Source organism: Ruegeria sp. CDSA021 (genome assembly GCF_059612325.1).
Map to the genome: position 1 here is coordinate 66827 of NZ_JBXWQJ010000006.1, position 26378 is coordinate 93204.

The 26378-nt window shown below is 57.6% G+C and carries 20 protein-coding genes and 3 pseudogenes; 15 read left to right on the forward strand and 8 right to left on the reverse strand.

All coding sequences use genetic code 11. The annotated features are described in order from the left end of the window. The first annotated feature begins 2 nt into the window (after positions 1-2). From AC2FLD_RS09835 to AC2FLD_RS09855, 5 genes and pseudogenes are all read left to right on the forward strand, one after another. On the forward strand, positions 3-260 hold the full coding sequence (locus AC2FLD_RS09835; RefSeq protein WP_496668996.1) for a hypothetical protein: 258 nt from the start codon (positions 3-5) through the stop codon (positions 258-260). A 20-nt stretch (positions 261-280) separates the two neighbouring features. Next, positions 281-691, forward strand: a pseudogene (locus tag AC2FLD_RS09840) (phage tail protein). Next, positions 688-891: a tail protein X gene (locus AC2FLD_RS09845; RefSeq protein WP_496668997.1), complete on the forward strand. Its 204-nt coding sequence runs from the start codon at positions 688-690 to the stop codon at positions 889-891. The pseudogene AC2FLD_RS09840 and the gene AC2FLD_RS09845 overlap by 4 nt, the downstream one beginning before the upstream one ends. 3 nt (positions 892-894) lie before the next feature. After that, the gene (locus AC2FLD_RS09850) at positions 895-1338 is read left to right on the forward strand and encodes a phage late control D family protein (protein ID WP_496668998.1); all 444 of its coding nucleotides are present in this window, start codon (positions 895-897) and stop codon (positions 1336-1338) included. Positions 1339-1432: 94 nt separating this feature from the next. Further along, positions 1433-1879 (forward strand): annotated as a pseudogene (locus AC2FLD_RS09855) (DDE-type integrase/transposase/recombinase); the annotation flags it as partial. Positions 1880-1986: 107 nt separating this feature from the next. Here the strand turns inward: AC2FLD_RS09855 and AC2FLD_RS09860 are convergent. Genes AC2FLD_RS09860 through AC2FLD_RS09870 form a run of 3 tightly spaced genes read right to left on the reverse strand, consistent with a single transcriptional unit; the run spans position 1987 to position 9022 of the window. Further along, positions 1987-5046 (reverse strand): hypothetical protein, encoded by a 3060-nt coding sequence (locus AC2FLD_RS09860; protein WP_496668999.1) that lies wholly within the window; start codon positions 5044-5046, stop codon positions 1987-1989. Positions 5047-5072: 26 nt separating this feature from the next. Further along, entirely contained in the window at positions 5073-6680 is a 1608-nt protein-coding gene (locus AC2FLD_RS09865) for an HAD family hydrolase (RefSeq protein WP_496669001.1), read from the reverse strand. After that, positions 6677-9022 (reverse strand): hypothetical protein, encoded by a 2346-nt coding sequence (locus AC2FLD_RS09870; protein ID WP_496669003.1) that lies wholly within the window; start codon positions 9020-9022, stop codon positions 6677-6679. Before AC2FLD_RS09870 ends, AC2FLD_RS09865 begins: the two co-directional genes overlap by 4 nt. Before the next feature lie 1048 nt (positions 9023-10070). Between AC2FLD_RS09870 and AC2FLD_RS09875 the strand changes: the two genes are divergently transcribed. The 5 genes and pseudogenes from AC2FLD_RS09875 to AC2FLD_RS09895 all read left to right on the forward strand — a co-directional run bounded on the left by AC2FLD_RS09875 (position 10071) and on the right by AC2FLD_RS09895 (position 13860). Further along, the gene (locus AC2FLD_RS09875) at positions 10071-11135 is read left to right on the forward strand and encodes an LPO_1073/Vpar_1526 family protein (RefSeq protein WP_496669005.1); all 1065 of its coding nucleotides are present in this window, start codon (positions 10071-10073) and stop codon (positions 11133-11135) included. A 509-nt stretch (positions 11136-11644) separates the two neighbouring features. After that, positions 11645-12067, forward strand: a complete 423-nt coding sequence (locus AC2FLD_RS09880) for a DUF2852 domain-containing protein (RefSeq protein ID WP_050602176.1) — start codon at positions 11645-11647, stop codon at positions 12065-12067. Positions 12068-12131: 64 nt separating this feature from the next. After that, entirely contained in the window at positions 12132-12563 is a 432-nt protein-coding gene (locus AC2FLD_RS09885) for an RDD family protein (RefSeq protein WP_496669007.1), read from the forward strand. A 75-nt stretch (positions 12564-12638) separates the two neighbouring features. Beyond that, a complete protein-coding gene (locus AC2FLD_RS09890) occupies positions 12639-13463 on the forward strand; it encodes an arginyltransferase (protein WP_496669009.1) in 825 nt (274 codons plus the stop codon). 7 nt (positions 13464-13470) lie between these two features. Beyond that, positions 13471-13860: pseudogene (locus AC2FLD_RS09895) on the forward strand (VOC family protein). A gap of 131 nt (positions 13861-13991) precedes the next feature. Here the strand turns inward: AC2FLD_RS09895 and AC2FLD_RS09900 are convergent. From AC2FLD_RS09900 to AC2FLD_RS09910, 3 genes are all read right to left on the reverse strand, one after another. Further along, the gene (locus tag AC2FLD_RS09900; RefSeq protein WP_496669011.1) at positions 13992-16346 is read right to left on the reverse strand and encodes a TRAP transporter large permease; all 2355 of its coding nucleotides are present in this window, start codon (positions 16344-16346) and stop codon (positions 13992-13994) included. Between the two features lie 17 nt (positions 16347-16363). Next, positions 16364-17290, reverse strand: a complete 927-nt coding sequence (locus AC2FLD_RS09905) for a TRAP transporter small permease subunit (protein WP_496669014.1) — start codon at positions 17288-17290, stop codon at positions 16364-16366. A gap of 120 nt (positions 17291-17410) precedes the next feature. Then, positions 17411-18493, reverse strand: coding sequence for a TRAP transporter substrate-binding protein (locus AC2FLD_RS09910; RefSeq protein WP_496669016.1), 1083 nt, complete (start codon positions 18491-18493; stop codon positions 17411-17413). A 244-nt stretch (positions 18494-18737) separates the two neighbouring features. On the opposite strand from AC2FLD_RS09910, the gene AC2FLD_RS09915 reads away from it, so the two are divergent. Both AC2FLD_RS09915 and AC2FLD_RS09920 read left to right on the forward strand, forming a co-directional pair. Continuing rightward, positions 18738-20171 carry a cache domain-containing protein gene (locus AC2FLD_RS09915; protein ID WP_496669018.1) on the forward strand — a complete coding sequence of 478 codons (1434 nt, stop codon included), beginning with the start codon at positions 18738-18740 and terminating at the stop codon, positions 20169-20171. Further along, positions 20168-20815: a response regulator transcription factor gene (locus AC2FLD_RS09920; RefSeq protein WP_050602169.1), complete on the forward strand. Its 648-nt coding sequence runs from the start codon at positions 20168-20170 to the stop codon at positions 20813-20815. The genes AC2FLD_RS09915 and AC2FLD_RS09920 overlap by 4 nt, the downstream gene beginning before the upstream one ends. Before the next feature lie 84 nt (positions 20816-20899). On the opposite strand, the gene AC2FLD_RS09925 is transcribed toward AC2FLD_RS09920, so the two are convergent. Continuing rightward, entirely contained in the window at positions 20900-21283 is a 384-nt protein-coding gene (locus tag AC2FLD_RS09925; RefSeq protein ID WP_496669021.1) for a bleomycin resistance protein, read from the reverse strand. A gap of 47 nt (positions 21284-21330) precedes the next feature. After that, positions 21331-22176, reverse strand: a complete 846-nt coding sequence (locus tag AC2FLD_RS09930; RefSeq protein WP_496669024.1) for a HalD/BesD family halogenase — start codon at positions 22174-22176, stop codon at positions 21331-21333. A gap of 423 nt (positions 22177-22599) precedes the next feature. Between AC2FLD_RS09930 and AC2FLD_RS09935 the strand changes: the two genes are divergently transcribed. The 3 genes from AC2FLD_RS09935 (at position 22600) to ilvN (ending at position 26270) form a co-directional block, all read left to right on the forward strand. After that, on the forward strand, positions 22600-24351 hold the full coding sequence (locus AC2FLD_RS09935) for an acetolactate synthase 3 large subunit (protein ID WP_496669027.1): 1752 nt from the start codon (positions 22600-22602) through the stop codon (positions 24349-24351). A 144-nt stretch (positions 24352-24495) separates the two neighbouring features. Further along, on the forward strand, positions 24496-25713 hold the full coding sequence (locus AC2FLD_RS09940) for a glycosyltransferase family 87 protein (protein WP_496669030.1): 1218 nt from the start codon (positions 24496-24498) through the stop codon (positions 25711-25713). Further along, positions 25710-26270, forward strand: a complete 561-nt coding sequence (gene ilvN, locus AC2FLD_RS09945) for an acetolactate synthase small subunit (protein ID WP_050602164.1) — start codon at positions 25710-25712, stop codon at positions 26268-26270. The genes AC2FLD_RS09940 and ilvN overlap by 4 nt, the downstream gene beginning before the upstream one ends. Positions 26271-26378 lie beyond the last annotated feature (108 nt).

Here is a 26378-nt window from a genome sequence, read left to right on the forward strand (position 1 = left end):
ACTTGTCACTCGTGCCGGTGATGGATTTGTTGGTTAAACTCGGTCGGGAAAGCGAGCTGTCGGGTATGATCGACAGCCGACCACCGATCTCAACTCTGTCTGGTGGGCTCCAGGGCATGCGAGGTGGCGACACGATCACCATCACGATCGCACCACCGCCAGGTACCGATCCGGCAGAGATCGCGTGCATGGTGCGAGACCAGATTGAGCGCCTCAAACAAAAGCGGAACGCGGATCTTAATGACCGGGTGGATTACTGATGCAGTTTGGCGGTGTGATGATGGCGCTCGGTGTTTTCCGGTTTGGCATGTCAAACGGGGCCTATCAAAAGATGGCCCGAAGTGCCGGACATCGCTGGACCGAGGTCAACCGGATCGGGCGGGAAGCCGCCCTGCAATACTTGGGCCAAAGCGCTCAGCAAATCACCATTGAAGGGGTCATTTACCTGCATTTCAAAGTTGGTTTGCGGCAGGTAGAGTTGATGCGGGCGCAGGCAGCTTTGAAGATGCTGTTGATGATGGTCGACAGGTTGGGTGGGGTCTGAAAGCGCTGGGTGATTGTTCAGGTCGAGGAACGCAAAAGCTACTTCATGCCTGACGGGGCCCCGCGCCAGATCGAATTCTCTCTGACGTCAAAACCCTATGGCCCGGATGCACAGGGTCTCACAGGTTTGATCGGGGGTATTCTGTGACAACGTACCGAACCATCGACGGCGACATGGTAGATGAAATCTGCAAGGCTCATTACGGCCGCGAGGATTTCGCCATTGTCGTCTACGAAGCCAACCCCGGCCTGGCAGCAATGGGGCCGGTTCTGCCGAAGGGGCTGGTGATCACCCTCCCGGTTGTTCAGCAACATCCGGTCAGGACACCAAAACGGCTTTGGGGTTGAGGCATGGAAATCGACTTTCGCATCCTCGCTGACGGCACCGATGTCACGGCATCATTTCAGGATCGTCTGATCAGTATGACGATCACTGACAAAGCCGGGTCCAAGTCTGACACCGCAGAGTTCCGCGTGGACAACCATGACTTTCAGTTGGCCCGGCCCCCGACCGGCGCGGCGCTGGAGATGGCAATGGGCTTTACCGGCAATCTGGTGTCGATGGGCCGTTTTGTGGTCGATGACCGGTCTGGCGACTTCGACCCGGCCACCCTTACAATCGACGCGAAGGCGACGGACATGCTGGGCGAAGTCCGCGCCCTAAAAACGCGCGACTGGCTGGGTCTCTCGATCGAGCGGATCGTTGGACAGATCGCAGGTGAACGCGGCCTGAAGGCGGATATCAGCGACAGTCTGAAGGCGACGTCAAGAAGCGACCTAGTATTGACGTTCTGACCGAAGAGCAGAAACTGAATTTCGGCAACGGCGTCGGCCCCTATTGGATGCCGGGCTGGATACAGAGACTGATTACCCATACCGCCAGTTGGTTCTTCAAGGTCGCAAGTTTTGGATATGGCGTGCGGTCGATTAGCATGGCGTCGTGCTGAACGAAATCCTCCAACCGAAACGGGACAAACGGGCAGCAAATCGGTTGTTGCGGCGTTTGATAAGGAGTCTCGGCTTCATTCCCAAACGTATCATCACCGACAAGCCAAGGTCGTATAGTGCTACCAAGCGAGAGGTCGCCCCGGGCCTGGATCATTGGTCGCACAAGGGCCTAAACAACCGCGCTTAAAACAACCACTTGCCGTTCCGAAAGCGAGAGTGAGCGATGCAAGGGTATCGGTCTCCAGGCGGACTTCAGAGGTTCGTGGCGACCCATTCAACCATCTGCAATTGCATCAGCGTTCCTGCTCGCCGCCGCTCCGCCTCAACACTTCGATACCACCGTCTCGAGGCATATGGCGTCTGGAATGCAGCCACCCGAGCAGCTTGAAACCTAAGCATCAACATTGCTTGGTCGACCGGAAATTAACGTGACAACACCCTCCCCTCAAATCTCAGCAAAAACGGTCCACTCTGAACGTCTGAGAAATACAGATGCTAGCAGCAATCGTCTGACTTGACCTTCAGACCCAGCACGATCTCCTTGACGCAGACCTTGCTGATATCCTGATCGATACCGAGGCATTTCGCAAGGCGCTGCGCCTCGTCAAGGCAATCCTTGTCTTTGGGCTTGTCGGCGTTGTAGGGCCGTTTGATATCCGGGTCGAGCTGATAGGTCATGCCGCCGACGAGCCCATCATTGGCCAGAACGTCAATGCGGATATCCCGGTCCGAGGCCGTTTCGACCGAGTCGCGCGTGAAGGGCTGTCCGGGATGCAGTTTGATGAACACCTCGCGCTTGGCCCCCGAGGCCAGCGAAAAGCCCGCGCCCACACCGACGAGCTCCAGCCGCCAGCCACGATCACGCAGAAGTCTGGGCAGATGGATGTCGAAGGTCATCTGACCGCGTTCCGGGTTGGGATTGCCCGCCCAGAAACTCACATTGTCGAGCCCGGCCATCAGGCCCTGCTCGCCGCCTCCGCCCGGAACCGGATTGACGTTTCGCTGACCCACATTGTTGTCGTTGGGGACAAGACGCCATTCGGGGATGGTTTCGCCGGCGGTGAAATTGTCGATATTCGACGCATCGCCATCGGCGGTCACGACTATCAGCATGCAATCATGACCGTAGGCGTTGATATTCGGCGTCCAATCGAACGGTCCGATGATCTTTTCTTCGGAATCGTTCGCGCCCAGCGTGCCGGCATTGACTGACGGCGTGCTGAAAGCCTCGAAATCGGCGGGCCAGTTGAGCCCGGCCCCGGGTTTCGTGTGATAGCCGTAGACAACCACGTTCTGCGCCTGCGCCGTGCCCCGGTTCTTGATCTTCACATAGGCGTAATTCACTTCGTTCAGGGCCGGTTCCTGGTGGGCCTCGATCCCGTCCGCCATGCGCCGGTTCCATATCGTCGTGGTGTTCCAGTGGACATGCTGAAAGTCATACCCTCCGGCGCGCCCGTCATCGATATAGACATCGGTATCGGGCGGATCACCGGCGGTCGTTATCGTCCCGTCCGGAGCGATGCCATCGACCACCAGCGGAGTCTGATATTCGCCCTGCTGTTCGAAACACCAGCGCAGCACCTTGTGATAGGCACCACCAAAGACGCCCTCGCTGGTCCAGTTGAGCGCGTCGGTGCTCATCAGTTGATCGCAGAAATCACGCGCATAGGCGGGATTGGTGCCCGAGGTGAGGTCCCCGATCGCGCGCATGATCAGATACATCGACATGCGCGAGGCAAACTGTCGGCGGCCCAGATTTGGATGATCGCCACCAATGGCGCGATAGAACCGGAACAGCGTCGTCGACAGTATTTCTTCGGACGGATAGCCGCCGGTATCGCGCGAGCCGTTCCAGGCCCAGCCATCCGCGATGTCCCGGTCTGCCCGGCGGTTCAGGGATGGATGCCATGGCACATAGGTGAACCGGAGATCACCCGGCTTGCTGACCGCGGTGCCATCGACGCCCCAGCAGTTCGAGTCCGGGTCGAAATAGATCATCGACAGAACGTCACCGGCGCTGTGACAAAAGCCGAAATTGGCGAAGTCGACCCCTTCATAGAGGATGCCGTGGCCCAGCACTTCGTGCAGGTGCACGCGGGGGTCGGCGGCGCGGCCCAGCGGATTCGTGGTATCGGTGGTATCCATCAGGCCGTAGCCCACGGACCCGATGCCGCCCGACCCGTTGCCGTTGCAGAGCGCGTTGATCGTGTTGTTCGACCAGTACCGGATATCGACGGGGATCGGAAAGCTCGTATTCGCCATGTAATCGCCGATCACGGTAAAGCCCAAATCCTCCATCGTCCGGAAGATTCGGTCGACATGGAAATAGCCACTCACGGACGCGAAATCATGCGTCCGGGCATCATAGTCGAAATCGGTGCCTGTGGGTTCGGTGGGTTCTCCGGGATCGAGGCCGGCAACCTGCGTCACTTCCGCATAAGTGCCGATCAGCGACTGCGTGCCGCCTGAGGGCGGATCGAGGTTTTGCAGTGTCACGTCGTCCCTCTGGGGATTGAGCGTTGCGTTGTTCGACGCGCTGTTCAACGCGGTGTTGCCGGTCTTGGTGATCGGGTCGTCTTCGAACACCAGCCCGTCGACGCAGCCCGAGAGCGAGCGCAGGTATAGAACGGCATTGCTTTCCAGCTCGACCAGCATGCGCCAGACCCGTTTATCCGCACCGACCGTCAGCTCGAAATTGACCTCGGCCACCATGTAATCCGACCCATCCTTGATCCGGTCGGGAACGGCCGGCAGATCGAAGGGCTGCGGCATTCCGTGATCGAACACCTCACCCCCGCTGCGTTTGCTCCGGCGGCGGGCTGGCGCGTCGTCCTCCTGGATGACCGGGTTCGGATCGTGCCGGTGATGCGGATCGAGGCGCAGGTCGGGATCAAAACGGTAGATCCAGAACCGCCCCTGGATCAAACGGCTAGAGACCCGCTGATCCTCGCCACTTTCCTGGAAGGTAAGCGCCTTGCGGATCAGGTCGCTGCCCGGCTGCTCGCCATCTTCTCCGGCCTCGCCCGCGGCAGGCCCGAAGGTGGTCGTGCGCAGGTCGGCGTTCGCGCGCAGCGCATGGGTCTGGGTCGTGACGGTATTCGCGTTCACAAACACCGACCGCCACCGGTCTATGGTCTTGCGCGACGGCAGCTTGGCATCGATGCCCGGCACTGTCGTGTCCTCCGAGGCGATGACGCGGTTGGGTCCCTGCTTGATGGTGACGCGCAGTCCGGCGCGCCAGACCGGCACGTTGAGATAAGTCTGGAAGAACCCGTAGACGCGCCCGTCGAACCGCCCCTTTTCATCGGACAGCCGGTAGTCTTCCGGGGCTTTCTTCGGATCGAGATACGTGACCTTCGTTTCAAGATTGTCGAGGCGTGGCGTCGCGATTTCGTAGACGCTTGCCAGATCCCGCAGATAGCGTGTCGCCGTCGCCAGCCCGCCGCCTCCAACCGGACTTTCCCAGTATTGCTGGCTATGGCGGATCTTGCGGACATGGTTGCCGTCATCGGTGCGGACATGCGCTTTCAGGTCGGAACGATAAAATTCTTTCATGACAAATGTCTCCCATAGTCTGTTTGTTACGACTTCTTGCGGGCAGTCTTGGAGCGTCTCTTCGCGGGGGATTTGCGGGATTTGCGGGCCCTGATGACGACCGAGACCGAGATGCCGCCGATCACGGTGCCGTCATCATCGCGCTGGACCAGATCGACGCGGATCCGGTCGCCCTCGCTGGCATCTTTCGGGGCGGTCAACCGCAATGTGGCGGGCAACAGTTCGCACTCGCGCAGCCCAAGCGCGATGCCACTGGACGCGGCGCGATCAAAAACAACCTCTTCGTTGCCTTTCGTATCCTTACGCAGGCGCGCCGTCAGCCGCATATCGGGCCATACGCGCGGCTTCTTCTCAGCGGCTTTTCCGGGCGGAAATGTCATCTCGGACCCCGGAGCGAGGTCGAATACGGCGGTGTCATTGCTCGCGTCCAGCAGCTCGGTCAGTTCCACACGTGCCTCGGTCAGAAAGCGCAGGCCAACGTTTTTCCTGTGCGGCGCGGATCGTGCGACACGCGCGAAGATGCCGCTGCGCCGCACCGCCCGGCCCAGCGCCGGGGCGCTTTGACTGCGGATCGCGGCCGACAGCATGGGGCCTTTGACGGATTGCCAGAGCTCGAGAACCACGCGGCGGGAGGTGCGCACGGCGCGATTGCCGATCACAAAGGCCATTTCCGCAGTCTCGCCCGGCGCCATCTCGACAACCGAGAGATTTTTCTGCCCGAGGTTGTTGGAGTCCCAGACATGAGATCCTGTGGCGATTGCGTCTCCGGTGAAATAGGCGGCGGACAGCCAGCAGGCATGGGTGCCCTCGGGCGGGACATTGTCCGCTTCCCACTTGACGGCCGCGATCTGCGGCTCGTCCGGCACAAGATTGAGTATCCCGATCATTGCGGTATGCGGGACAAAATCGTTCGGGTGCACAAATTGCGTTCCGGCCCATTCCTGAACAGCGTGCGTGACCAGCACGAGACGTGCGATGCCTTCTCCGCGATTGTGCAACCGCGTATGAAACCAGTTGTCGGTCCCGGCTTCCGGGTTCTGATGCGCGGTGCCGCCATCGTTCTGATTGCGAATCCACAGGTCCGGCGAATTCCAAAAACTGCCGCTCGACGGCTCGTCTCCGTCATCGCCTGAATTGTCCCGCATGTAGACGTCGACCTCAAGCGGGGGAAACAGGTCGAGAAGATCGTCCAGTGCCTCGACGCATTCCCCCGAGGCAGTTGTACAGGTGGCGTTGTAGGGGGTGTGGATCGCCCGCCAGCCAAGATTGCGCGCCGCCTCGATATGGTTCAGTGTTTCGGTGATGAAAACCGTGCGTATGCTGCCCGCCGTGTACCCAACCTTGCTCAGCGCGTGGTCAAAGATTTCCGGGTCCGGCTTGCTCTTGGGCGGATCAAATTCCGAGGAAAACGTGATCGCGTCGAATTTTGCGGCGTCCAGCCCGTAGTCATTGAGCTTGTCGATCATCAGCGCATTCGTCATCCCGACCGGCTGGTTGGACAGAATCCCGATCCGGTAGCCGCGTTGCCAGAGCGTCTCGATCGTGGCGACCGCGTCAGGCAGCGGCACCCGGTTGTCGGATGGCCCGTGAACCAGGGTGTTGCCCAGGTCGAAATATAGAACGGGAGGTGTCATTGCCGCGGCTCCATTTCTTCAGGGTTTCCCAGGCCGTAGGACACGCCACCCACTGCCCGGCCTTCGCGATCGCTTTGGACGAGGTCGATACGACCGCCTTTCGGCGGGGTCTTTGGCGCGCGCAGACAGAGCTGGAAGTGATGCTCCTGCCCCGGCAACAGCCCGATGAGTAGGCCAGCCCTTGGCCCGGGATCGAACGCGATGGCCAGCCCGCCCTCGCGGGTTTTCACCAGGCGCGCGCCCTGCGCGCCGCCCACAGGCCAAAGCTGCGATCTCTTCACGAAGGCAAGGCTTGATCCCGGTGCCGGGCGCAGGGTTGCAGATCCGCCGACCAACAGAATTGGTCCGGGATCCAGGATGGCACTCTTCGCTTTTGCGGCGTGCGGCGCATCGGCGGTCTTCAGCCGTTCGGCGCTGCGAAACAGGGCCTCGACCCGCGCGGGATCGCGATGGGTGAGCTGCACCTCGACGGCGCGCGCGGTGCGTGAACGCAGCAGTTCCAGCCGGTGAAATTCCGCAAATTTCCGGTAGCGGCTGCCGATGCGCAGGGCATAGTGTTCCCATTCATTGGGGGCCAGATCGACAACCGTCATGTTGCGCTGCGCCAGCGTGTCCTCTTCCCAGACATGCCGTCCGAGAACCGGCCGATCGTCCAGACACCATGCCATGGCCAGCAGACAGCCATGAGTGCCTTCGGCCGGAATGTCGCCCGCAGGCCAGCGGGTGTGCACGATCTGTGACGCCCCCGGCGCCAGATCGAACCCGACGGCCACACCGGTCAGTGGAAACCAGTCGCCCGGATAGACGAACTCGGTTCCCGCCCAGACCTGCAGCTTGAAGCCCACGACGAAGGACCGGGCGGTTGCGGAACCGCGATTTCTTACCCGGGCATAAAGCCAGTTGTCCTGACCGAATTCCGGGCTTTGCGGGCTGGTGCCGCCATCTTCGGCCTGTCGCACCCACACGTCAGGCGACAGCCAGAAGGTCCCCGAATAAGGCTCGGTACCGGTATCATCAGACGCATCGCGCAGATGCAGATTGGCTGCACCGGGCTGGGCGGTATCGCCGCCATAGACAAAACGCTCAAAGTAGTCCGCGATGGGCATATGCCCGGATCTGCGGATCAGTTCAGCTTCGATCCCCGGGGTGTTGTAGTGGCGTCGCTGCGCGGATTGATAGATCGCGGACATATGACTTTGCAGCGCATTGATCCCGATGTCAGCGGCGATACCCGAAAAGACGCTGGCGCCATGCCCGTAGGACGCCCCCGGCGTGGTCCGCGCCCAGGGATTCCCCGGCCACAGCGTGACCGGCGGGTCCGCCAAATCCAGCGGAGTCGCGGATGGCCCGCCCGCCCCAGTGTTGTAACTCGTCCATGCCTCGTCCAGCCACCCGTCCTGACCCTGCGCCGGGACCAGACCGCGGGCCCACCAGCTGTGGAAAACTTCGTGCGAGAGCGCCCCGGTGCTGGTCGTGGTGGCCCCGTCATATTCCATGTTGTGATAGCCGGGATCCGTCAGAAGGGCGACGTAACGCCCGCCGTGACGGTAGGGGCCGATTTGCGAGGTATTGGTTGCAAGATCCGCGGCGATGCTTGCGGCGCCGGATGCCAGATCGACGCTATCGCTGGTGCGTCTTGCCACTTCGATCGAAACCGCCTGTCCCCCAGGCAGGATGGTGTTCTGCGTTTGCGTCGTGATCCTGTCCGCAGCCTCGATCACCAAAAAATGCGAACAGGGTGCGAAATCGGCTGGAAACTCGATCGACCAGTGATTTGTCCCCAACACGGAAACGGCACCGTTCGACATCAGCACATGCGCGGGCGCGCCCGACATCGAGATGTCCAGCGTGACGGGAAACGTCCCCCACAGCATGGACGAAGGCAGCCAGCTTTCCAGATACCGTGCCGGGTTCAGATCACTGAGGAAGAAATCGAATGACAGGCGCGACGATCCGGTCTCCCAGACAAGGCCCCGGGAGTTGGGTGACGCCGGCTGCTGCAACGCATAGTCCAGGCTCAGCACGTGAGATGTGCCTGCGATCAGCCAATGTTCGAGAATGCGCATCTCGGCGTTGACGCCACCGCCGAAGTCGTGATGCGCCATATCCGAAGGGCTAATTGTTACGCCGTCGAGCGTTGCGGACGCAATCGTCTGCCTGAGATCAAAGACCGGAAAGCCATCATGCAACCCCAAGGTGAACGCCATCTCTGCTGTTGCGGAGGCGGTCTTTGCAGCAGCATCAATCGCGTAGGTTGCTGTGACCGATTCAATTTTGACCGGGACTGCAAATAGCCCATCAACCGTCACCGCTGCAGGTGCGTATCTAAATTCATTCTCCACGAAAAAATCCCGTCAAATGCCGTCACATATGGATCGAGATTTCGATCTGTTGCCGACATCTTAATAACGCTCGACCATACACCAATAACGGGCATTTGTCACGAAAGCTGGTGCCCGAAGATGGCGCCCGGCAACCGGTCATTTCGGATTCGTGCCTGTGCGAAACCGCCACTCTTCGATGCTTTTGCCGCGCCTGCGGCCATGGCTGGTGGCAGCCGATAAACGAATTCAAGGTGATATGCGGATAAGCTCACCAATGGGCGCGGCCAAAACAGATCGTTTCGATCACCTCGCGGTGCAGTGGTTCAGACAAACAACCGGCGCAATTGCAGTCTGCCTTTAAATTCGTCGAGCGGAGAATCCCGCTCTGTCCTTCGTTATGATTCTTGCACCTGACCGCAGTCAATGAGCCGATTGGGAATCACTTATCGTGTTACGATGAATGTCAGGCCCGGAGGCGTCTACACCGTCAAAGCCTCCTGGAATGAAACAGACAGCAAGGCGCGGATCATCTCGTTCGCTAAAAGCGCCACCGACCTCAGATCCGATGACTATGTTACCCCATTCTGGCCACCAAGCGGACCTTCGCTGCGATCAAGAAACCGAACGTCCCAACTCCCGTTTTGTGCAAAATGGGGTCTGCACAAAGCCCTGACTGTAGAACTGGATGTCAGGTGATCAATACGTAACGTTCGAGAGCTAGCTTCCAGTCAATCTTCCCACGCGGTCTACTCAATATTCTGGGGTAAGAATGCACCCCATTTACCGTGTAGCTCTTGATGCAAAAAGAAAATACTAAGGCTGAATTACTGGAAAGCCCGATTGCGGGTATCGACAAATTGCTAGTCGTGCTTAATCTCGCCCTACAAAACCCGTCGGAGGATTTAGATGACAGTACAAGCGATAATTTTGTGGGCAGTTGGACTACTGGTGGCTGTAATCTTTGGGATACTTGGCCTTCGGAGTTACCGGAGTCGAACTTCTCAAATTCAGAAAACCTCTTCTGGCTCTGTATCGATACAATCGGGCCGAGATACCAAGGTTAATGATGACAAGTAAGCAGGGTCAGAGCGTTTCAGACAACTCTGTCGCCGTTCAGGCTGCTGGTGATGTGAGCTACAACGCAGGGATATCGCCAACGCAAATGATTGAGATCATTGATTCAGTTCAGAGGCTTGTACAAGTTTATTCGGAACAATCAAAAGACGTAATGGAACAGAGGCTTGAAGGCTTCCGCGACGGTCTGATTAGAGAATTTTCCGAACTTGGTAAGGGAAAACCCGAAGCCTTTGCGGATCCAGATTTCCAAGGTGCGCTACTGGATGCGCAAAAGGCAATTGCTCGTAGCGGGGATGAATCGCTTGAAGAAGTTCTCATTGATCTTGTTAGTCAAAAATCACAATGCCCGAAAAGAGACCGCCTATCCCTCACTTTGAATGACGCAATTTACAAAGCTGGTTCTTTGACCAACGAGGATTTCGATCTTTTGGCTTTAGTATTTGTATTTAAAAACATGCAGTTAGCCAATATTTCTGGTGTCGAGAAACTTGCAAAGCGGCTGGAATGGTTGTTTGGTCCACTTGCGGCCAACCCTGCTGAAGGTGACTTGGCCATTAGTTATCTAGAGTCTCATGGATGCTTGAAAACTACCGTTGGAGGGTTGGCAACGTTCCAAAGCGGATTTCAAATTCTTGTTCAGAGGTACCCAGGCGCGCTTACAAGGGGTGTTACTGTGGAACAACTAGAGACAGTTTTCCCTTCGGAATCTCCCCTTTGGAGATCAGATTGGCTTAAACAATCAGTATTTTCGGATGACTTGCTATTACTCGTAACAGGTGATGCGGATATGATCGACAATGCATACAAGAACGCCGGATTACCCGAGCGCCCGGGGGCGAGGTATGCCAAATTAGTGAAAGATTTCCCGATGACTGAAGCTGAGTTTTATAGCGTTGCGCTACCTCACTTTGAAGGGACGCAGCGTGTGGTTAAAAAATATGATAGCAGTGGTGCACGTGACGCAGTGCTGACATCAGTGGGCATTGCATTGGCTCATGCTAGGCTTTCGAAGTTCAAAGAGTTCGACGTGCCACTTAGTCATTGGGTAAGATGAACTAACACACTGTTCTTGGCCTAGCATTATAGTTTGGTCACAAAGGAAACCCGATTGGGATTGCCTTGAACTTCCACCCACTTCGGAAAAGCTCTGAATTCGACGAAAAAAAAGCGAGCATGGCAGGAGCTAAAGACAATCGCCACTCGCGCTAGCTGAAAATAGGGCGGTTCATCGCCTGCTTTGCCTGCTTCGCTGTCTTCCGGCGGCGGTCATTTGTACAGTTGCTTAGCGCTGATTACGAAATGCTGCACGTGCAAGGAGTTGGTGAGCGGTCAATGACTGCAAAGGGCTCACTTCAGCCCGAGTTTAGAGTTGCTGCAAACTTCCGTGTCAAAATTTGCAAGAAACCGCGGCGCGCTACATACATCCGCGCCCTGCGATCCGAGATGCTCTGCGTCAACCGAATGGCGGGATGTAAATCTTTTTCACATTACCCCTTGCAACACCCGAAAGCGCCCCCATCTAGACAATGTGAAAACAGTTTACATCAACCCAGGAGAGCTTTCATGACTGCACTTTCCGACCCCGCCGTCCCCGCAAATCCGGGATGGCTTTATCGAATTGAAGCCTGGCTGGACGACAAAGGCAAAGGGGCCTGGATCGCCGCCATGGTCCTTGGTTTCATATTCTTCTGGCCCGTTGGCCTTGCCCTTCTGGCCTACATGATCTGGAGCAAACGCATGTTCAGCAAATCCTGCAGCCGCCGCAAATCCTGGCACAGCCACATGAGCGCAATGAAGCCTTCGGGAAACAGCGCGTTTGACGCCTACAAGACCGATACCCTGGCCCGTCTGGAACGCGAACAACAGGATTTCGAGGCTTTCCTGCGCCGCCTGCGCGAAGCCAAGGATAAGGCCGAGTTCGACCAGTTCATGGACGATCGCGCACGCGAAAACCACGAAGACGACGGCAACGGCGCGCCTGCTTGATGAGCCTTGCCCTGACCCGGTATTTCGGGTCAGGGTGCCTCAACCCCTATTTCGGACATGAAGAATGAACCACCTGCCTGACCCGGAGACCCAACCCGAATTCTACAGCTCGGTCGCGACCAAGCGATTTGTCGCGTGGCTGTTCGATGTCGCGTTCATCTCGCTGCTCTGTACGGTCGCAATCCTTCTCACCGCAGGTTTGGGCCTGTTCTTTCTGGCTCTGATCTACGCGGTTGTCAGCTTCGTCTACCGCGTCGTGACCATCGCCAACGGCTCCGCCACGCTTGGAATGCGGTTCATGGGGATCGAGCTTCGTGATGCATTTGGCGAGCGTATGGATATGGGCAAGGCCATCGCGCACACTGCCGGCTACTTCGTCAGCATGGCCGTTGCTGTAATCCAGATCATTTCGGTCATCATGATGTTGACCAGCGCCCGCGGTCAGGGGCTGACCGACAGTTTCCTGGGCACGGTCATGATCAACCAAAGGGCGTGAAAACCAGCTGCGTGAATCACTTGGCGGTCTCGGGAACGATTGTTATCATCCGTCCCGAGGCTAAATGGGAACTTCATGCGACACACGCTGCCAATAGCGCCACAGTTTTATGTAACCGCCCCGCAACCCTGCCCTTATCTCGACGGCAGGATGGAGCGTAAACTGTTCACAGCCCTTCAAGGCGAAGGCGCGGAACAGCTGAACAATTCACTGTCTCAACAGGGGTTTCGTCGATCTCAGAATGTGCTCTACCGACCCTCCTGCACGGACTGCGCCGCCTGTCTGTCCGCCCGAATTGATGTCTCGGCCTTCCGCGCCACCAAAAGCCAGAAGCGCGCGGCCAGGCGCAACGGGTATCTGCTACGCCGCGCAACATCGCCCTGGGCCACGGACGATCAATACGAGCTGTTCCGCCGTTATCTCGATACCCGGCACGCCGACGGGGGTATGGCGGACATGGACGTGTTCGAATTTGCCGCCATGGTCGAAGAAACCCCGATCCGCAGCCGCGTGGTGGAATATGCAGACCCGGAAACAGGCGACCTGATCGCTGTCAGCCTAACCGATGTGCTCGATGACGGACTGAGCATGGTTTATTCCTTCTATGACCCGAACCAGCCCCAGAACTCGCTGGGCACCTATATGATCCTGGATCATATTGACATCGCACGCGAGGCCGGTCTGCCCTATATCTATCTGGGCTACTGGGTCCCTGGCAGCCCCAAAATGGGCTACAAAGCTAAGTTCTCTGGGCTTGAAGCCTATATTCAAGGTCAATGGCAGAAGATCAACAATCCCAATGCTTTTTCCGACGCTGCGCATCACCCGTTGTCCGCAGCGCCCATTGCAGAACAAGTGGCCAATATCCAGCTGCCCGACCGACATCCGACCAAAGGCTGACAATGCCATGAAGCAGAACCTGCACGCGGTTGCCCTTGTAGTGCCCGATTACGACGCCGCGATCACATTTTACACCGAAACACTCAAGTTCCAGCTCCTGCAAGACATCGACCTGGGCGCCGGCAAACGCTAGGTGCTGGTCGCCCCACCCGGATCGAAGGGCAGCGCCATTCTTCTTGCCAAGGCCGTCGGCCCCGAGCAAGAGGCCGCCATTGGCAACCAGACCGGTGGCCGCGTCGGATTCTTCCTACAAACCGATGATTTCCACCGCGACCATGTCGACATGCTGGCGCAGGGTGTCACATTCGAAGAAGACCCCCGCTCTGAGCCCTATGGCAACGTCGCAGTCTGGCGCGACCCCTTCGGCAATCGGTGGGACCTGATCCAATTCACCTGATCCGCCGCTTCATCTGGCCAGAAATATCCCGGGGATGAATTGGCCACGGGCCAAGAAGGGGCTGGCCCCTTTCCCAACACAAAAAAAGAAAAGGGGGCCACCGGGCCCCCTTTGCATTTTGTTAACCGGGATCAATTCGGGATCAGATCCGGCACTATGGTGACGATCGAGGGGAAGAACCACAAGATCGCAATACCGACCACCTGGATCAACACAAACGGTATGATTCCTCGATAGATATGCCCGGTCGTGACCTCTTTTGGCGCCACCCCCCTCAGATAGAACAGCGCAAACCCGAAGGGCGGTGTCAGGAACGACGTCTGCAGATTCACCGCCACCATGATCGTCACCCATTTGGGATCAAAAGAACCGCCATAGATCACCGGGCCCACAATGGGAATCACGATGTATATGATCTCGAGGAAATCCAGCACAAAGCCCAGAATGAACAGCACCAGCATCACGATCAGGAAGACCGTGAACTCATTGTCAAAGCTTTTCAGGAACTGCTGGATATAGTGCTCCCCTCCGAAGGAAATCACCACCAGGTTCAGCAACTGCGACCCGATCAGGATGGTGAACACCATCGAGGTCACCTTGGCCGTCTCTCGCACCACCGGAGTCAGAACTCCGCTGGAATAGAGCACCCAACACCCGAACAGCAGCCCGAACAGGGCATACAGGTATGACGCATATGCGATGATGAAGGCGATCCAGGTTTCAAACGGCACATTGCCCTGACTGATGCGCAGATCGAAGTTGACCCCCATCAGCAATGCAATCATCACGGCAAAGGTCGACCAAATGATCACTTTGCCAGACCGGCCCTGATCCTGCAGCTTGCGATACGCCGCCAGCATGATCGCACCACCCGCACCCAACGCAGCAGCCGGTGTCGGGTTGGTCACGCCGCCCAGGATCGACCCCAGCACCGCGATGATCAGAACCAGCGGCGGAAAAACCACTCGGATCAGATCATTGGTCGCACAGCGTGCCGCAGCTTCCTTACAGCCATAAATGGCCAGCGCGAACGGCAAGGCGAGCAACACGAATGTCGCACCAGAAGATGTGGTGGGCGAGATCATCAGGATATCGACCAGCAACATCAGCAGCAAACCAATCGCACCCAGGATCAACGGCTGCGGCGCGCGCGACGGTGCGATCCCACGGCCCAGAACCAGGGTCAGACCCAACAGTAGGACGACAACGGCCACACCTGTTCCAATCGGTGCTGCTTCTGCGATCCTTTCCTGCTGGGCTGCTGCCAGTTCTTCCTCGGTCAAGCGCTGCGATTCAGCTGCTCCACCTGCCGCGTCAATGGCTTCCTGCTCGGCCACGGCCTGATCCCATGCGGACTGACCGTGCAGATCGATCATTGCTACCTTGCATTCTTCCGACACGTTGGTGCGCAAGGACGCCCCCTGCCCGATATCCGAGAAGGCCGAGACCGAGATGTTCTGGCTGCCGATAACACCGACATTTCCCAGCAGAACGGCTCCGACAATCAACGCAACCGGTGCGCCCAGCAGCCAGGTCAGACCCTCAGACCGGGTGATTGGCTCACCAGACCCACCCGACATTGCAACGGCAGGCGCCTTGTCCGGATTCAGGAGCGCATATCCAAACGCATAAAGAGCATAGAGCAGCGCCAATAGGATCCCCGGCAAAAGCGCCGCCTGGAACAACGTCCCGACCGACACAACCGCAGGCTCCCCCAGATAGGTCAGCGCGTCGGTACACCCTGCCTCAACAGCCCGCGTCTCCTGCGCTGTCGAGTAAAGATCGCCCGCCAGTGTACCCAGCAGAACGATCACGATCGACGGTGGAATGATCTGTCCCAGCGTGCCCGAAGCCGCGATCACGCCAGTTGCGAGTTCTGGCGAATAATTGTTCCGCAACATGGTTGGCAGAGCCAACAGGCCCATGGTCACAACGGTCGCACCAACGATACCGGTTGAAGCCGCAAGAAACGCCCCCACAACCACGATCGACACAGCCAGACCACCCGGCAGCGGGCCAAACACGCGCGCCATTGTTGTCAGCAGATCGTTGGCAATCTTCGAGCGTTCCAACGTGATACCCATCAGCACGAACATCAACACGGCCAACAGGGTCTCGATAGACTGCCCCGCCAGTACGCGCTCGTTCATGCGGTTCACGATGAACGAAACGTTGCGGTCCAGTGCTGTTTCCCAGCCCGAGACAAACACCGGCTCGGCAATCCTTGGCAAGTCCGGGTATCGGAACACGGATACGGCATCCGCTTTGACCCCGGAATTCACCAGATCCCTATAGGCTTGCGACCCGGTGTCGATTGCCTGATGGATCAACAGCCCGGCACTGTCGAGCGCTGCGATGATCCCGAAGGAAATGACCCCGGCCCCGCCGATGGCAAAGGCCACCGGGAATCCGGAAAGAATGCCTCCGAAAAGGCAGAAAAACACGATAATGAGGCCTATCTCGACGCCATCAAGTCCGAATAGCATTGTCTGGTTCTCCGTCCCTAATGCGCGCCTTCGTAGGCTTCTTCACCCTCACCAAGGCTGTCCTTGTCGAGGTATTTTCCAGTGCTTTCCGGCCCTTCCACATATTCCAGATACGACCGGTACAGGAAGGCAATGGCGTGCAGGAACACCATGGCCGCAAAGGCCACCAGAAGGATCTTGAACAGGAAGTAGGCGTTAAAGCCATTGGGGCTGAACCCGATGGTTTCCACGTTCCAGCGCAACGCGCGGGACTTGGCCACCAAACGATCCAGCGAGTCACTGGCCGACGGTTTTGGCACGATCAGGTGCCGCCACATGAAGTACCAGCCATACATCCAGGTCAGCACGGCCATGGGCATCATGAACAGCACCGCGCCGCACATATCCACCACGCGCTTGGCGCGGTGGCTGATGCCGGCGTAGATGAGGTCAACGCGCACATGGCCGCCCTGCACAAACGTGTAGGTACAGCACAGGCAGACGACCATCGCGTTGTAAAGTTTCAGTTCTTCCGCAAACCAGCTGATATCCATCTGGAACGGAATACCCAGACCGAAGGACATGTCAGGGCGCGTAAACACTCGCTGCATGAATACGATCACGATCTGCTGGATCACCATCAGCAACCCCGCCCAGGCAAAGAAGCGCCCGGTGGTGTTCGCGAACCCTTCCAGACCCCGCACGATGGCCCACATGAAATTCCGGTAATACAGCCCGATGGCTGTCAGAACCAGAAAGAAGGTGAACACCACAAAGAAGAACTCGACCGAACCACCGTAATAGACAAAGCGCATGATCGACGCCTTGTCGGACCAGTCCAGCCAGAGTTGCGGATGCGTGATGGCGTATCCGAAATTATAGAAGGCTTCGGCAATGTTCTGAATGAACCAAACCAGTCCATTCCACAGGGCGCCGAAGAACGAGATACCGTTTTCGTCCTGCATATTGTCCCCAGGTCGTCTCAGTTGCACGTGGGATTAGTTTTGCTTGCCCATACCCCTTAGTGCAACGGGAAAGGTTCCCCCGCCGCGCGGGGGAACCGGTTTTCCTTGGATCAGAAAGTCTTAGCCGCGAACGCGGTTACGCTGCGCGGTATAGACACCCGACGACAGTCCCTGCCAACCCGACGACGACGCCGACGACGCCATTGCGCTGTCGTGGATCTTTTTGAACAGCTCGTCGCCCATGTTTTCGTCCAGCACTTCCTGGCTGGCCGTTCCAAAGGCATCCCAAACGCTGTCCGGGAATTCCATGACTTTGACGCCGCCTGACTGCAGACGCTGCAGAGCGGCACCGTTGTTGGCCAGGAACTGCGCCAGATTCCACTGGTGCGCTTCGGCAGCGGCGATCTCGATGATCTTCTGCTGCGCCGGTGTCAGGCTTTCGAAGACTTCGCGGTTGGTGGCCAGCGACAAGCCCGCGTTCGGCTCGTGGAAACCAGCGGTGTAGTAAACCTTGGTGATTTCCTGGAAACCGGCCTTTTCGTCCGCCCAGGGACCGATCCACTCAGTTCCGTCAATCGCGCCCGACGACAGTGCCTGATACACCTCTGAGCCCGGAATGTTCTGAACCGATGCGCCCAGTTTACCCAGAGCTTTACCGCCCAGACCCGGCATACGGAACTTCAGACCGTTGAAGTCTTCGGGGCTGTTGATCTCTTTCGAGTACCAGCCGCCCGCCTGCGCGCCGGTGTTACCGGCCAGGAAGGACTTCAGGCCAAAGATTTCGCCCAGCTCGTCATGCAGCTCCATGCCGCCATCCTGGTAGTACCAGTTCACCATTTCCTGAGCGGTCATGCCAAAGGGTACCGCCGTAAAGAAGGCATAACCCGGGTGCTGGCCCACAAAGTAGTAGTCTGCCGCGTGGTACATGTCGGCTTGACCCGACGAAACCGCGTCAAACACTTCGAACGCACCTACCAGCTCGCCCGCCGCCTTGATCTCAACATTCAGGCTGCCATCCGACATGGCATTAATGCTGTCGGCACAACGCTGCGCGCTGTCAAACACGCCCGCCAGACCACGACCCCACGAGGTCACCATTGTCAGGGTACGCTGGCCCTGCGCATAAGCCGGTGCCGCCAGAGCGGTTGCTGCCGCTGCCGAGCCGCCCAACGCGGATTTTTTCAGAAATGAACGACGATCCATATGAGTATTCCTCCCCTTCATAGTCACAATCCGGCACAGCCGGACCTGTCGCATTCAGTGCGCGCCAGCGTAATGACAGAGATGTGAAAGGAAATACCTACTACTACGTAGAGAAGCGCATTCTTTTACGGATAGCCGCAGAAAATTGGGCAACATACTGTCGAACGCCACTGCAATCAGCGTATTTTCCTGATCCGGGCCATTCCTTTTGCATTTTCGCCGCTGCTTGCGTATCGATTCGATTATGCAAAGACTCCGTCATCTGGTCTCGCTGACCTATGCACAGAAACTGTCACTGGTGGCCGCAATCCCGCTTGTCTTCACCGTGGCTGCAATCGCTGTAGTGGTGGCTTACGAGGCGCGTGAAACCGCCGAAAGTGAAATCGAGGCTCTGGAACGCAGCTTGATCGAGGCCAAGAAGGAAGAATTGCGAAACTACGTCACGCAGGCGCGCAACGGGTTTGCGTATATCTACGGCCGGGCTGAGCCAAATGATGAAGTGGCCAAAAACCTCGTCACCCAGATTCTTTCGGCAATGATCTATGGTCAGGACGGGTTCTTCTTTGTCTACGACTATGACGGCACCAACTTGGTCAGCCCACGCCAGACGCAGTTCATCAACCAGAATTGGGAGGGTCTGACCGACAGCGAAGGCACGCCCATCGTTGACGAATTTATCCGCCTCGCCCGTCAGGGGGCGGGTTGGCACAGTTTCATGTGGCAAAAACCTTCGACAGGGGAAGAGGCGCAGATGATTGCCTATGTCGTCGGGCTGCAAGACTGGCGCTGGGTCGTGGGCACCGGTGTCTTCATCGACGATATTGTCGCAACGGTTGCTAACGCGCGGGCTGAGGTCGAAGCCCGTGTGCGACGAACCTTCATGTATATCGGCGCTATCGTTGTCGCCGCTGTACTCATTGTTTTTGCCTCGGGCATGTTGCTGAATATTCGCGAACGCAGGCTGGCCGATGCCAAGCTGAAGGAACTGACCCAGCGGGTGTTTGATGCGCAGGAAGAAGAGCGCGGCCGGGTTGCACGCGAATTGCATGACGGGATCAGCCAGATCCTGGTCGGGGTACGCTATGCGTTGGACAATGCGCGCCGCCGCGTGTCGCGCGGCGATGGTGCAGGCGCGCGCGATCCGCTGGACAAAGGCATCGATCACCTTGGCACCGCCATTACCGAGGTTCGCCGCATCAGCCGCGACTTGCGCCCCGGCGTTCTGGACGATCTGGGTCTTGGTCCCGCCCTGAAGGCTCTGACCGACGATTTCCGCGACCGCACCGGGATCGAGACAGAATTCTCGACCGTGGTGTTCCGCAACAGGTTGGATCAAGACAGCAAGATCGCCCTTTACCGAATTGCACAAGAAGCCCTAACCAATATCGAACGCCATTCAGGGGCCACGCATGTTATCATAGACCTGCGCGGGCATAAGAAAGGTGCGACCATGCGGATCACCGACAATGGCCGTGGGTTGCGCACCGAGTCCGGCACCACCACCACGGGCATCGGTCTGCGCAATATGCAGGAACGTATCGAACAGCTTGACGGGTCCCTACGGATTCTGTCATCACGCGGACCGCGTGGCGGTACGGTTATCGAGGCCAGCCTGCCGCTGAGCCACCTTCTGCCGCCGCAGGAAGATGCAACTCCGAACCGAAAGGCCGGCACATGAGCGCCGACAGAACCCGAGTTCTTATCGTTGACGACCACCCGATGGTGGCCGAGGGCATTCAGTCGATCCTTGAAAGTTATGACGACATTAACGTGGTCGGAACCCTCGGCAGTGGTCAGGCTGCGGTGGACCAGGCCGTCAATCTGGCCCCCGACGTGATCCTGATGGATCTGAACATGCCCGGCCTTGGGGGTCTCAGCGCCACGGAGATTATTCTGGAACGCCTTCCCGCAACATGCATTCTGATCCTGTCGATGCATGACAGTCCCGAATATATTTCTACTGCTCTCAGCCACGGCGCAAAAGGCTATGTTCTCAAGGATGTGCCTACGGACGAGATTAAACAGGCCATCGACGCCGTCATGCGGGGTGAGCAATATCTGTGCACTGGTGCCAGCGGATCGCTTAAACCCAAAGGGGATAGCGCGCGCGAAGCACTCACCGGGCGCGAACAGACGATCCTGCTTGAACTTGCACAGGGCAAGTCCAACAAAGAGGTCGCTCAGGCGCTTGAGATTTCGGTGCGTACGGTCGAAACCCACCGCAAGAATATCAAGCGCAAACTGGGCATTTCCTCGACAGCCGGTCTGACGCGCTATGCGCTCGAACACGGCGTTCTGCAAGGCACCGGCGTCGGCTTCTGATCTGCGCGCACACGCAGCGCGCGGCGCTGCCTGGCCCAACCAAATGAGACGCGCCACAGGCATGGCGACAATGGGCGGGAGTGTTCACGCCCGGGGTCTGATACCCTGACCAAAGAACACAAGTGTTCCGTCTTCATCCAGAACGTGAAACTCACGCTGCAAATAAGGTTGGTCAAACGGGGGCCTTACGCGCCCCTCGGGCAAATCGGCCAGCCCGGCCCGCAGGCTTTCAAAAAGGCCGTCTATTTCGTCTACATCAATGTAAAACGACTGGTCATCGCCCAACGCCCTTCCATCCTCTCGCGGCGGGCATTCCAACAAGCGTATGGCCACCGGCCCAAGCGACAAAAACGCGTAATTGTCCTGCCTGAATCCACAGGTGAATCCCAAGCGGTTACAGTAGAAATCGATCTGGTTCTGCAAGGATGAACACAGCACGAAAGGGGTGAGTTGCAAGATCTCAGGCATCTGAAGCTCCGAACTGGAAACAGCTTCAGATTACCCGCGATAGTCTCTTAGTCCAGCAATTGGTCATTGCGCAGACCTGCACGTTCATGATGGTGCGGCAGCACCCGCCCATACAGTTGCTGCGTTCGCTCGACTCCGCCACACATGCCCTCGGCCTCGACAAACGAGAATATCCCGACATAGCGTCGGCGCGGCCCCGTTACCGGCGCGACCCGATGGAGTGAATACCGCCCCTTGAAGATCTGCAAATCTCCGGGTTGAAGCTTCAACTGGTGAACGCGTGTCATGTTCCCGTCCAAGACAGAGGCGACTTGAGCAAAATTCTCATCCTCTGCGGTGCGAAGATTGGGAACATATTCGAACGCGCCACCTTCCTCACCATTCTGAATAGCCAGTGTTACCGTGTAGTTGTTGGTGTCGAAATGCCAGGGAAAGCCCTGCCCTTCTTCCACCACGTTGACGATCACATCTGCCAGCGGATCATCGTAACGGTAAAAACGGCCCGCAGGCTCATCCAGAGCATCCCGAATAAAAGGCAGAAAATCTTCGAACTCGTAAATTCGCCGCAAGGGGCCGGACTTGGGGAAACTGTCCGCTGGCACAAAAGCGTTCGAGCGCTCATAGAACCGGCGGATCGGATGACCGATGCCAAACCTCGTGTCGTCCTTGGTAAAATACGCGTTTGTGCGGCTGAACGAGCGGTGTGCCTTGGACGCGACTGCGTTCGCCTCTTCAACCAAAAGATCAATGCCTTTTTCATGCACGAACCCCGGCAGAACCGCGCATCCATCTTGTTCCAACTCCTGCCTCAGTTCCCCGATCAATCGGTCATAAGCTGGCGAGTCTGGGCAATCGATCGGGTAACGTCCAAGATCTAACAAATCTTGCAGCATTTTCCGCCTCCCTCGTGTGTTCCCCCAGGGTCAGCGTGACGCAGTCACCTGCGCGTATCATGCCAGTTTCAGACATCGCCTTGACGCTTTCAGACCCCCAAACGCAACCTCAAAACCAGAAAATCGAACCGCGTTTTCCCAGAAGTTCCCAACATGCGGCAATCTGCGCAATAAAATGTCGCAAAATACCGCCGCCAAGACAGGAAATTTGCGATTTTGCCTGTTGACGCCCCTTCCCCTCGATCATAATGTCCCTGCACGCAAAGAAGGAGCCTCTGGCGATGAAAACGCTAGTCGTAATCGTAGGAAAAACGCGCATGGGCCGGTAACGGAAAACCATAATCGAACCCATGCGCCTCCGAAAATCTCGGGGGCTTTTTTTTGGCAGAACGCAAGACACATGTCGCGAACGGAGCAAAGCAGATGACACGTGAGATGACCGGCGCAAAGATGGTGGTTCAGGCCCTCAAGGATCAGGGCGTGGACACGGTATTCGGATACCCCGGTGGCGCCGTCCTACCGATCTATGATGAGATCTTTCTGCAGAATGACATTCGCCACATTCTGGTGCGTCACGAACAGGGCGCGATCCATGCTGCCGAAGGATATGCCCGTTCGACCGGCAAACCCGGCGTAGCACTTGTTACATCAGGCCCCGGAGCGACCAACGCCGTCACCGGCCTGACCGATGCGCTGCTGGACTCGATCCCGCTGGTTGTTCTGACGGGTCAGGTTCCGACCTTCATGATCGGCTCGGACGCGTTTCAAGAGGCTGACACAGTTGGGATCACCCGCCCCTGCACCAAGCATAACTGGCTGGTGAAAGACACGGATTCGCTGGCCGAAACCATGCACGAAGCCTTCCACGTCGCCACCTCGGGCCGCCCCGGCCCGGTGCTGATCGATATCCCCAAGGACGTACAGTTCGCCAATGGCGAGTATACCTCGCCAAAGCCGTCGACGTCGCATTATCAGCCCGTGGTCAAAGGCGATCTGGAAGAGATCACCGAACTGGTCGCCGCGATGGAAACCGCCAAGAAGCCGGTATTCTACACCGGCGGCGGCGTCATCAATTCGGGCCCTGCGGCCAGCCAGTTACTGCGTGAACTGGTGGATGGTACCGGCTTTCCGATCACCTCAACCCTGATGGGCCTGGGCGCCTATCCGGCATCAGGTGAGAACTGGCTGGGGATGCTGGGGATGCATGGTCTGTATGAGGCCAACCTGGCGATGCATGACTGCGACTTGATGATCAATATCGGCGCACGGTTTGATGACCGGATCACCGGTCGCATCGATGCATTCTCGCCGAATTCGAAGAAAGCGCATATCGACATTGATCCCTCGTCCATCAACAAGGTGATCCGCGTGGACATCCCGATTGTCGGTGACGTAGCCCACGTGCTGGAAGACATCCTGAAGGTCTGGAAAGCGCGCGGGCGAAAAACCGATGCGGCGGCCATCAAGCAATGGCAGGCGCAGATTGGGGAATGGCGCAAGATCAACTGTCTGGCCTTCACCAACAGTGAAAAGTCCATCAAACCGCAATACGCCCTGCAACGTCTTGAAGAACTGACGAAAAAGCACGACCGTTACATCACCACCGAGGTCGGTCAGCACCAGATGTGGGCCGCGCAATATCTTGGCTTCGAAGACCCCAACCGCTGGATGACTTCGGGCGGTCTGGGTACTATGGGCTATGGCTTCCCGGCCTCTATCGGTGTGCAGATGGCACATCCGGACGCGCTGGTCATCAACGTGGCCGGTGAGGCGTCGTGGCTGATGAACATGCAGGAAATGGGCACCGCCATTCAGTACCGCCTGCCTGTCAAACAGTTCATCCTGAACAACGAACGCCTGGGCATGGTGCGTCAGTGGCAGGAATTGCTGCATGGCGAGCGGTACTCGCATTCCTGGTCCGAAGCCCTGCCCGATTTCGTCAAGCTGGCTGAGGCCTTTGGTGCCAAGGGCATCCTGTGCAACGATCCCGCCGATCTGGACGATGCGATCATGGAGATGATCAACTATGACGGTCCGGTGATCTTCGATTGTCTGGTTGAAAAGCACGAGAACTGCTTCCCCATGATCCCGTCAGGCAAGGCGCATAACGAGATGCTGCTGGGTGAAGCGGAAACGCAGGGCGTGATTCAGGCTGGCGGCGCCGTGCTGGTTTGACCGTTCTCGTGGCGGCGTTTGTCGAAGCGATCTATAGATCGGTTTTTGGCATCGCTGACGTTGCCGCGCGCAGTCCGAAAGGAAACAAACATGCGTGACCGAAACACGTCTATACCCTCAAGCGCCTCGAGCGCAGAGGAGAACTTGGCTGTTTTTAACGGCCAACGTGGTTGGCAAGTCGGCACGCTGGCACCCGCATTTGTGCTGGCTTTGTTTGTGTTCTTTCTAGGGTCCGCTTGGTACCAGCTGTCGCTTGAGGGGAAGCAGGCGTTGAACTTTGATTTCAAAGTTTTCTGGTCCGCTGGGCGGCTTGCTTACCTGGGCGAGCCCCTCGCCGCATTTGATGTCGAACGATTGATCGATGTCCACCAGGCGTACAAGGAAGGCGAGTGGGGTCCCTGGTTGTACCCACCTGCTTTTCTGCTGGCCATGCAACCGCTGGGCGCTTTGACCTTTCCCCAAGCCTGGGCGGTTTTTTCTGCCATCTCGATTCTGGCGCTGGTTCTGGCCGTCCGCCCCTTTTCCGGCGGCATCCTACCGGTATGGTTTGCCTTTGCCCTGCCGCCAGCTCTTCTTCCAAGTCTGTATTTGGGGCAAACAGCTGCGCTTTGGACAGCCGGGCTCTTGGCGGCGCTGGCTGCGCTTCGCGATCATCGCTATGTTCTTGCTGGCATTTTCATTGGCTTGCTAACGCTTAAACCGCAGTTGGGATTGCTGATCCCCGTTGCTTTGATTGCTTGCGGAGCCTGGAGAACAATCGCTTCAGCCGTCATCACGACCATTGCGATATCCGTCTTTGCAACACTGGTTTTCGGCGCCGAATATTGGTTGGAATTGCGGGAAATGATGTCCGTACATGCCGACAAAATCAGGGACGGTATCGGTTCGAACCCTTATATGGTGAGCCCATACTCTTTATTGGCAAGCCTTGGTTTCGGCGAGTTATTCGCATTGATCCTGCAGTGGGTGATAACTGCTCTGGCTGCAATCGCCGTCTTCTTGGCATGGCGCAGCATTAAAGTTGGCTTTGATCTGCAGGTTGCCGTGCTCATTCTGGGTATCTTGTTGTCGACACCATATCTTTGGCACTACGAAGCGGCTTTGCTTGCAATGGCGGCCCTGTTTTTGCTGAGGGCCGGCGTCCTGACACAGCGACCGTGGGGTATCCTTCTGGCGGCAGCTATGTGGATCGGCGTCACGCCTGCGTTCCTGTTTGATGCCTTTCGAGACAGCACGGTTTTTTCTCTTCGCCTGTTGTTCTTCCCCATTCTGATACTCGCTTGCCTAGTCTGCCTTCGTGCTTTGATTTCAGAGTTGCGAAGACCATCCGAACTCTCTGCTCATGATGAGGTTTTCCCATGACACCGCTAAATATCGTAAAGGGCTCAACCCGCCATTCGGCCTATAATCTAAGGCCTACCTTTTCGGACGTTCAGGAACGGCACACTATTGCCGTTCTGGTCGAGAACGAACCGGGCGTTCTGGCTCGTGTGATCGGCTTGTTCTCTGGCCGCGGCTACAACATCGAAAGCCTGACCGTGGCCGAGGTCGACCACACCGGACACCTGAGCCGCATTACCATCGTCACCACCGGGACACCGCAGGTGATCGAACAGATCAAAGCGCAGCTGGGCCGGATCGTGACCGTGCATGACGTGCATGACCTGACGGTCGAAGGCCCCTCGGTCGAGCGGGAGCTGGCTATCATCAAGGTTGTGGGAGAAGGCGACAAACGGGTCGAGGCGTTGCGGCTGGCAGACATCTTCCGCGCCAACGTCGTCGACAGCACATTGAACTCGTTCATCTTCGAGATCACCGGCGCGCCCGACAAGATCGATGCCTTTGCCGACCTCATGCGCCCGCTGGGTCTGGTCGAGGTGGCACGGACCGGTGTAGCGGCCCTTCTGCGCGGCGATTAAATACGTTTCCCGCCTTGGAGCTTTTCCTTAATCCAAGGCGGGAACATCCTTGAAGTTGATAGCACCACGCATTCAACTCATACGATCTCTATGCGCTAATTTTACCAT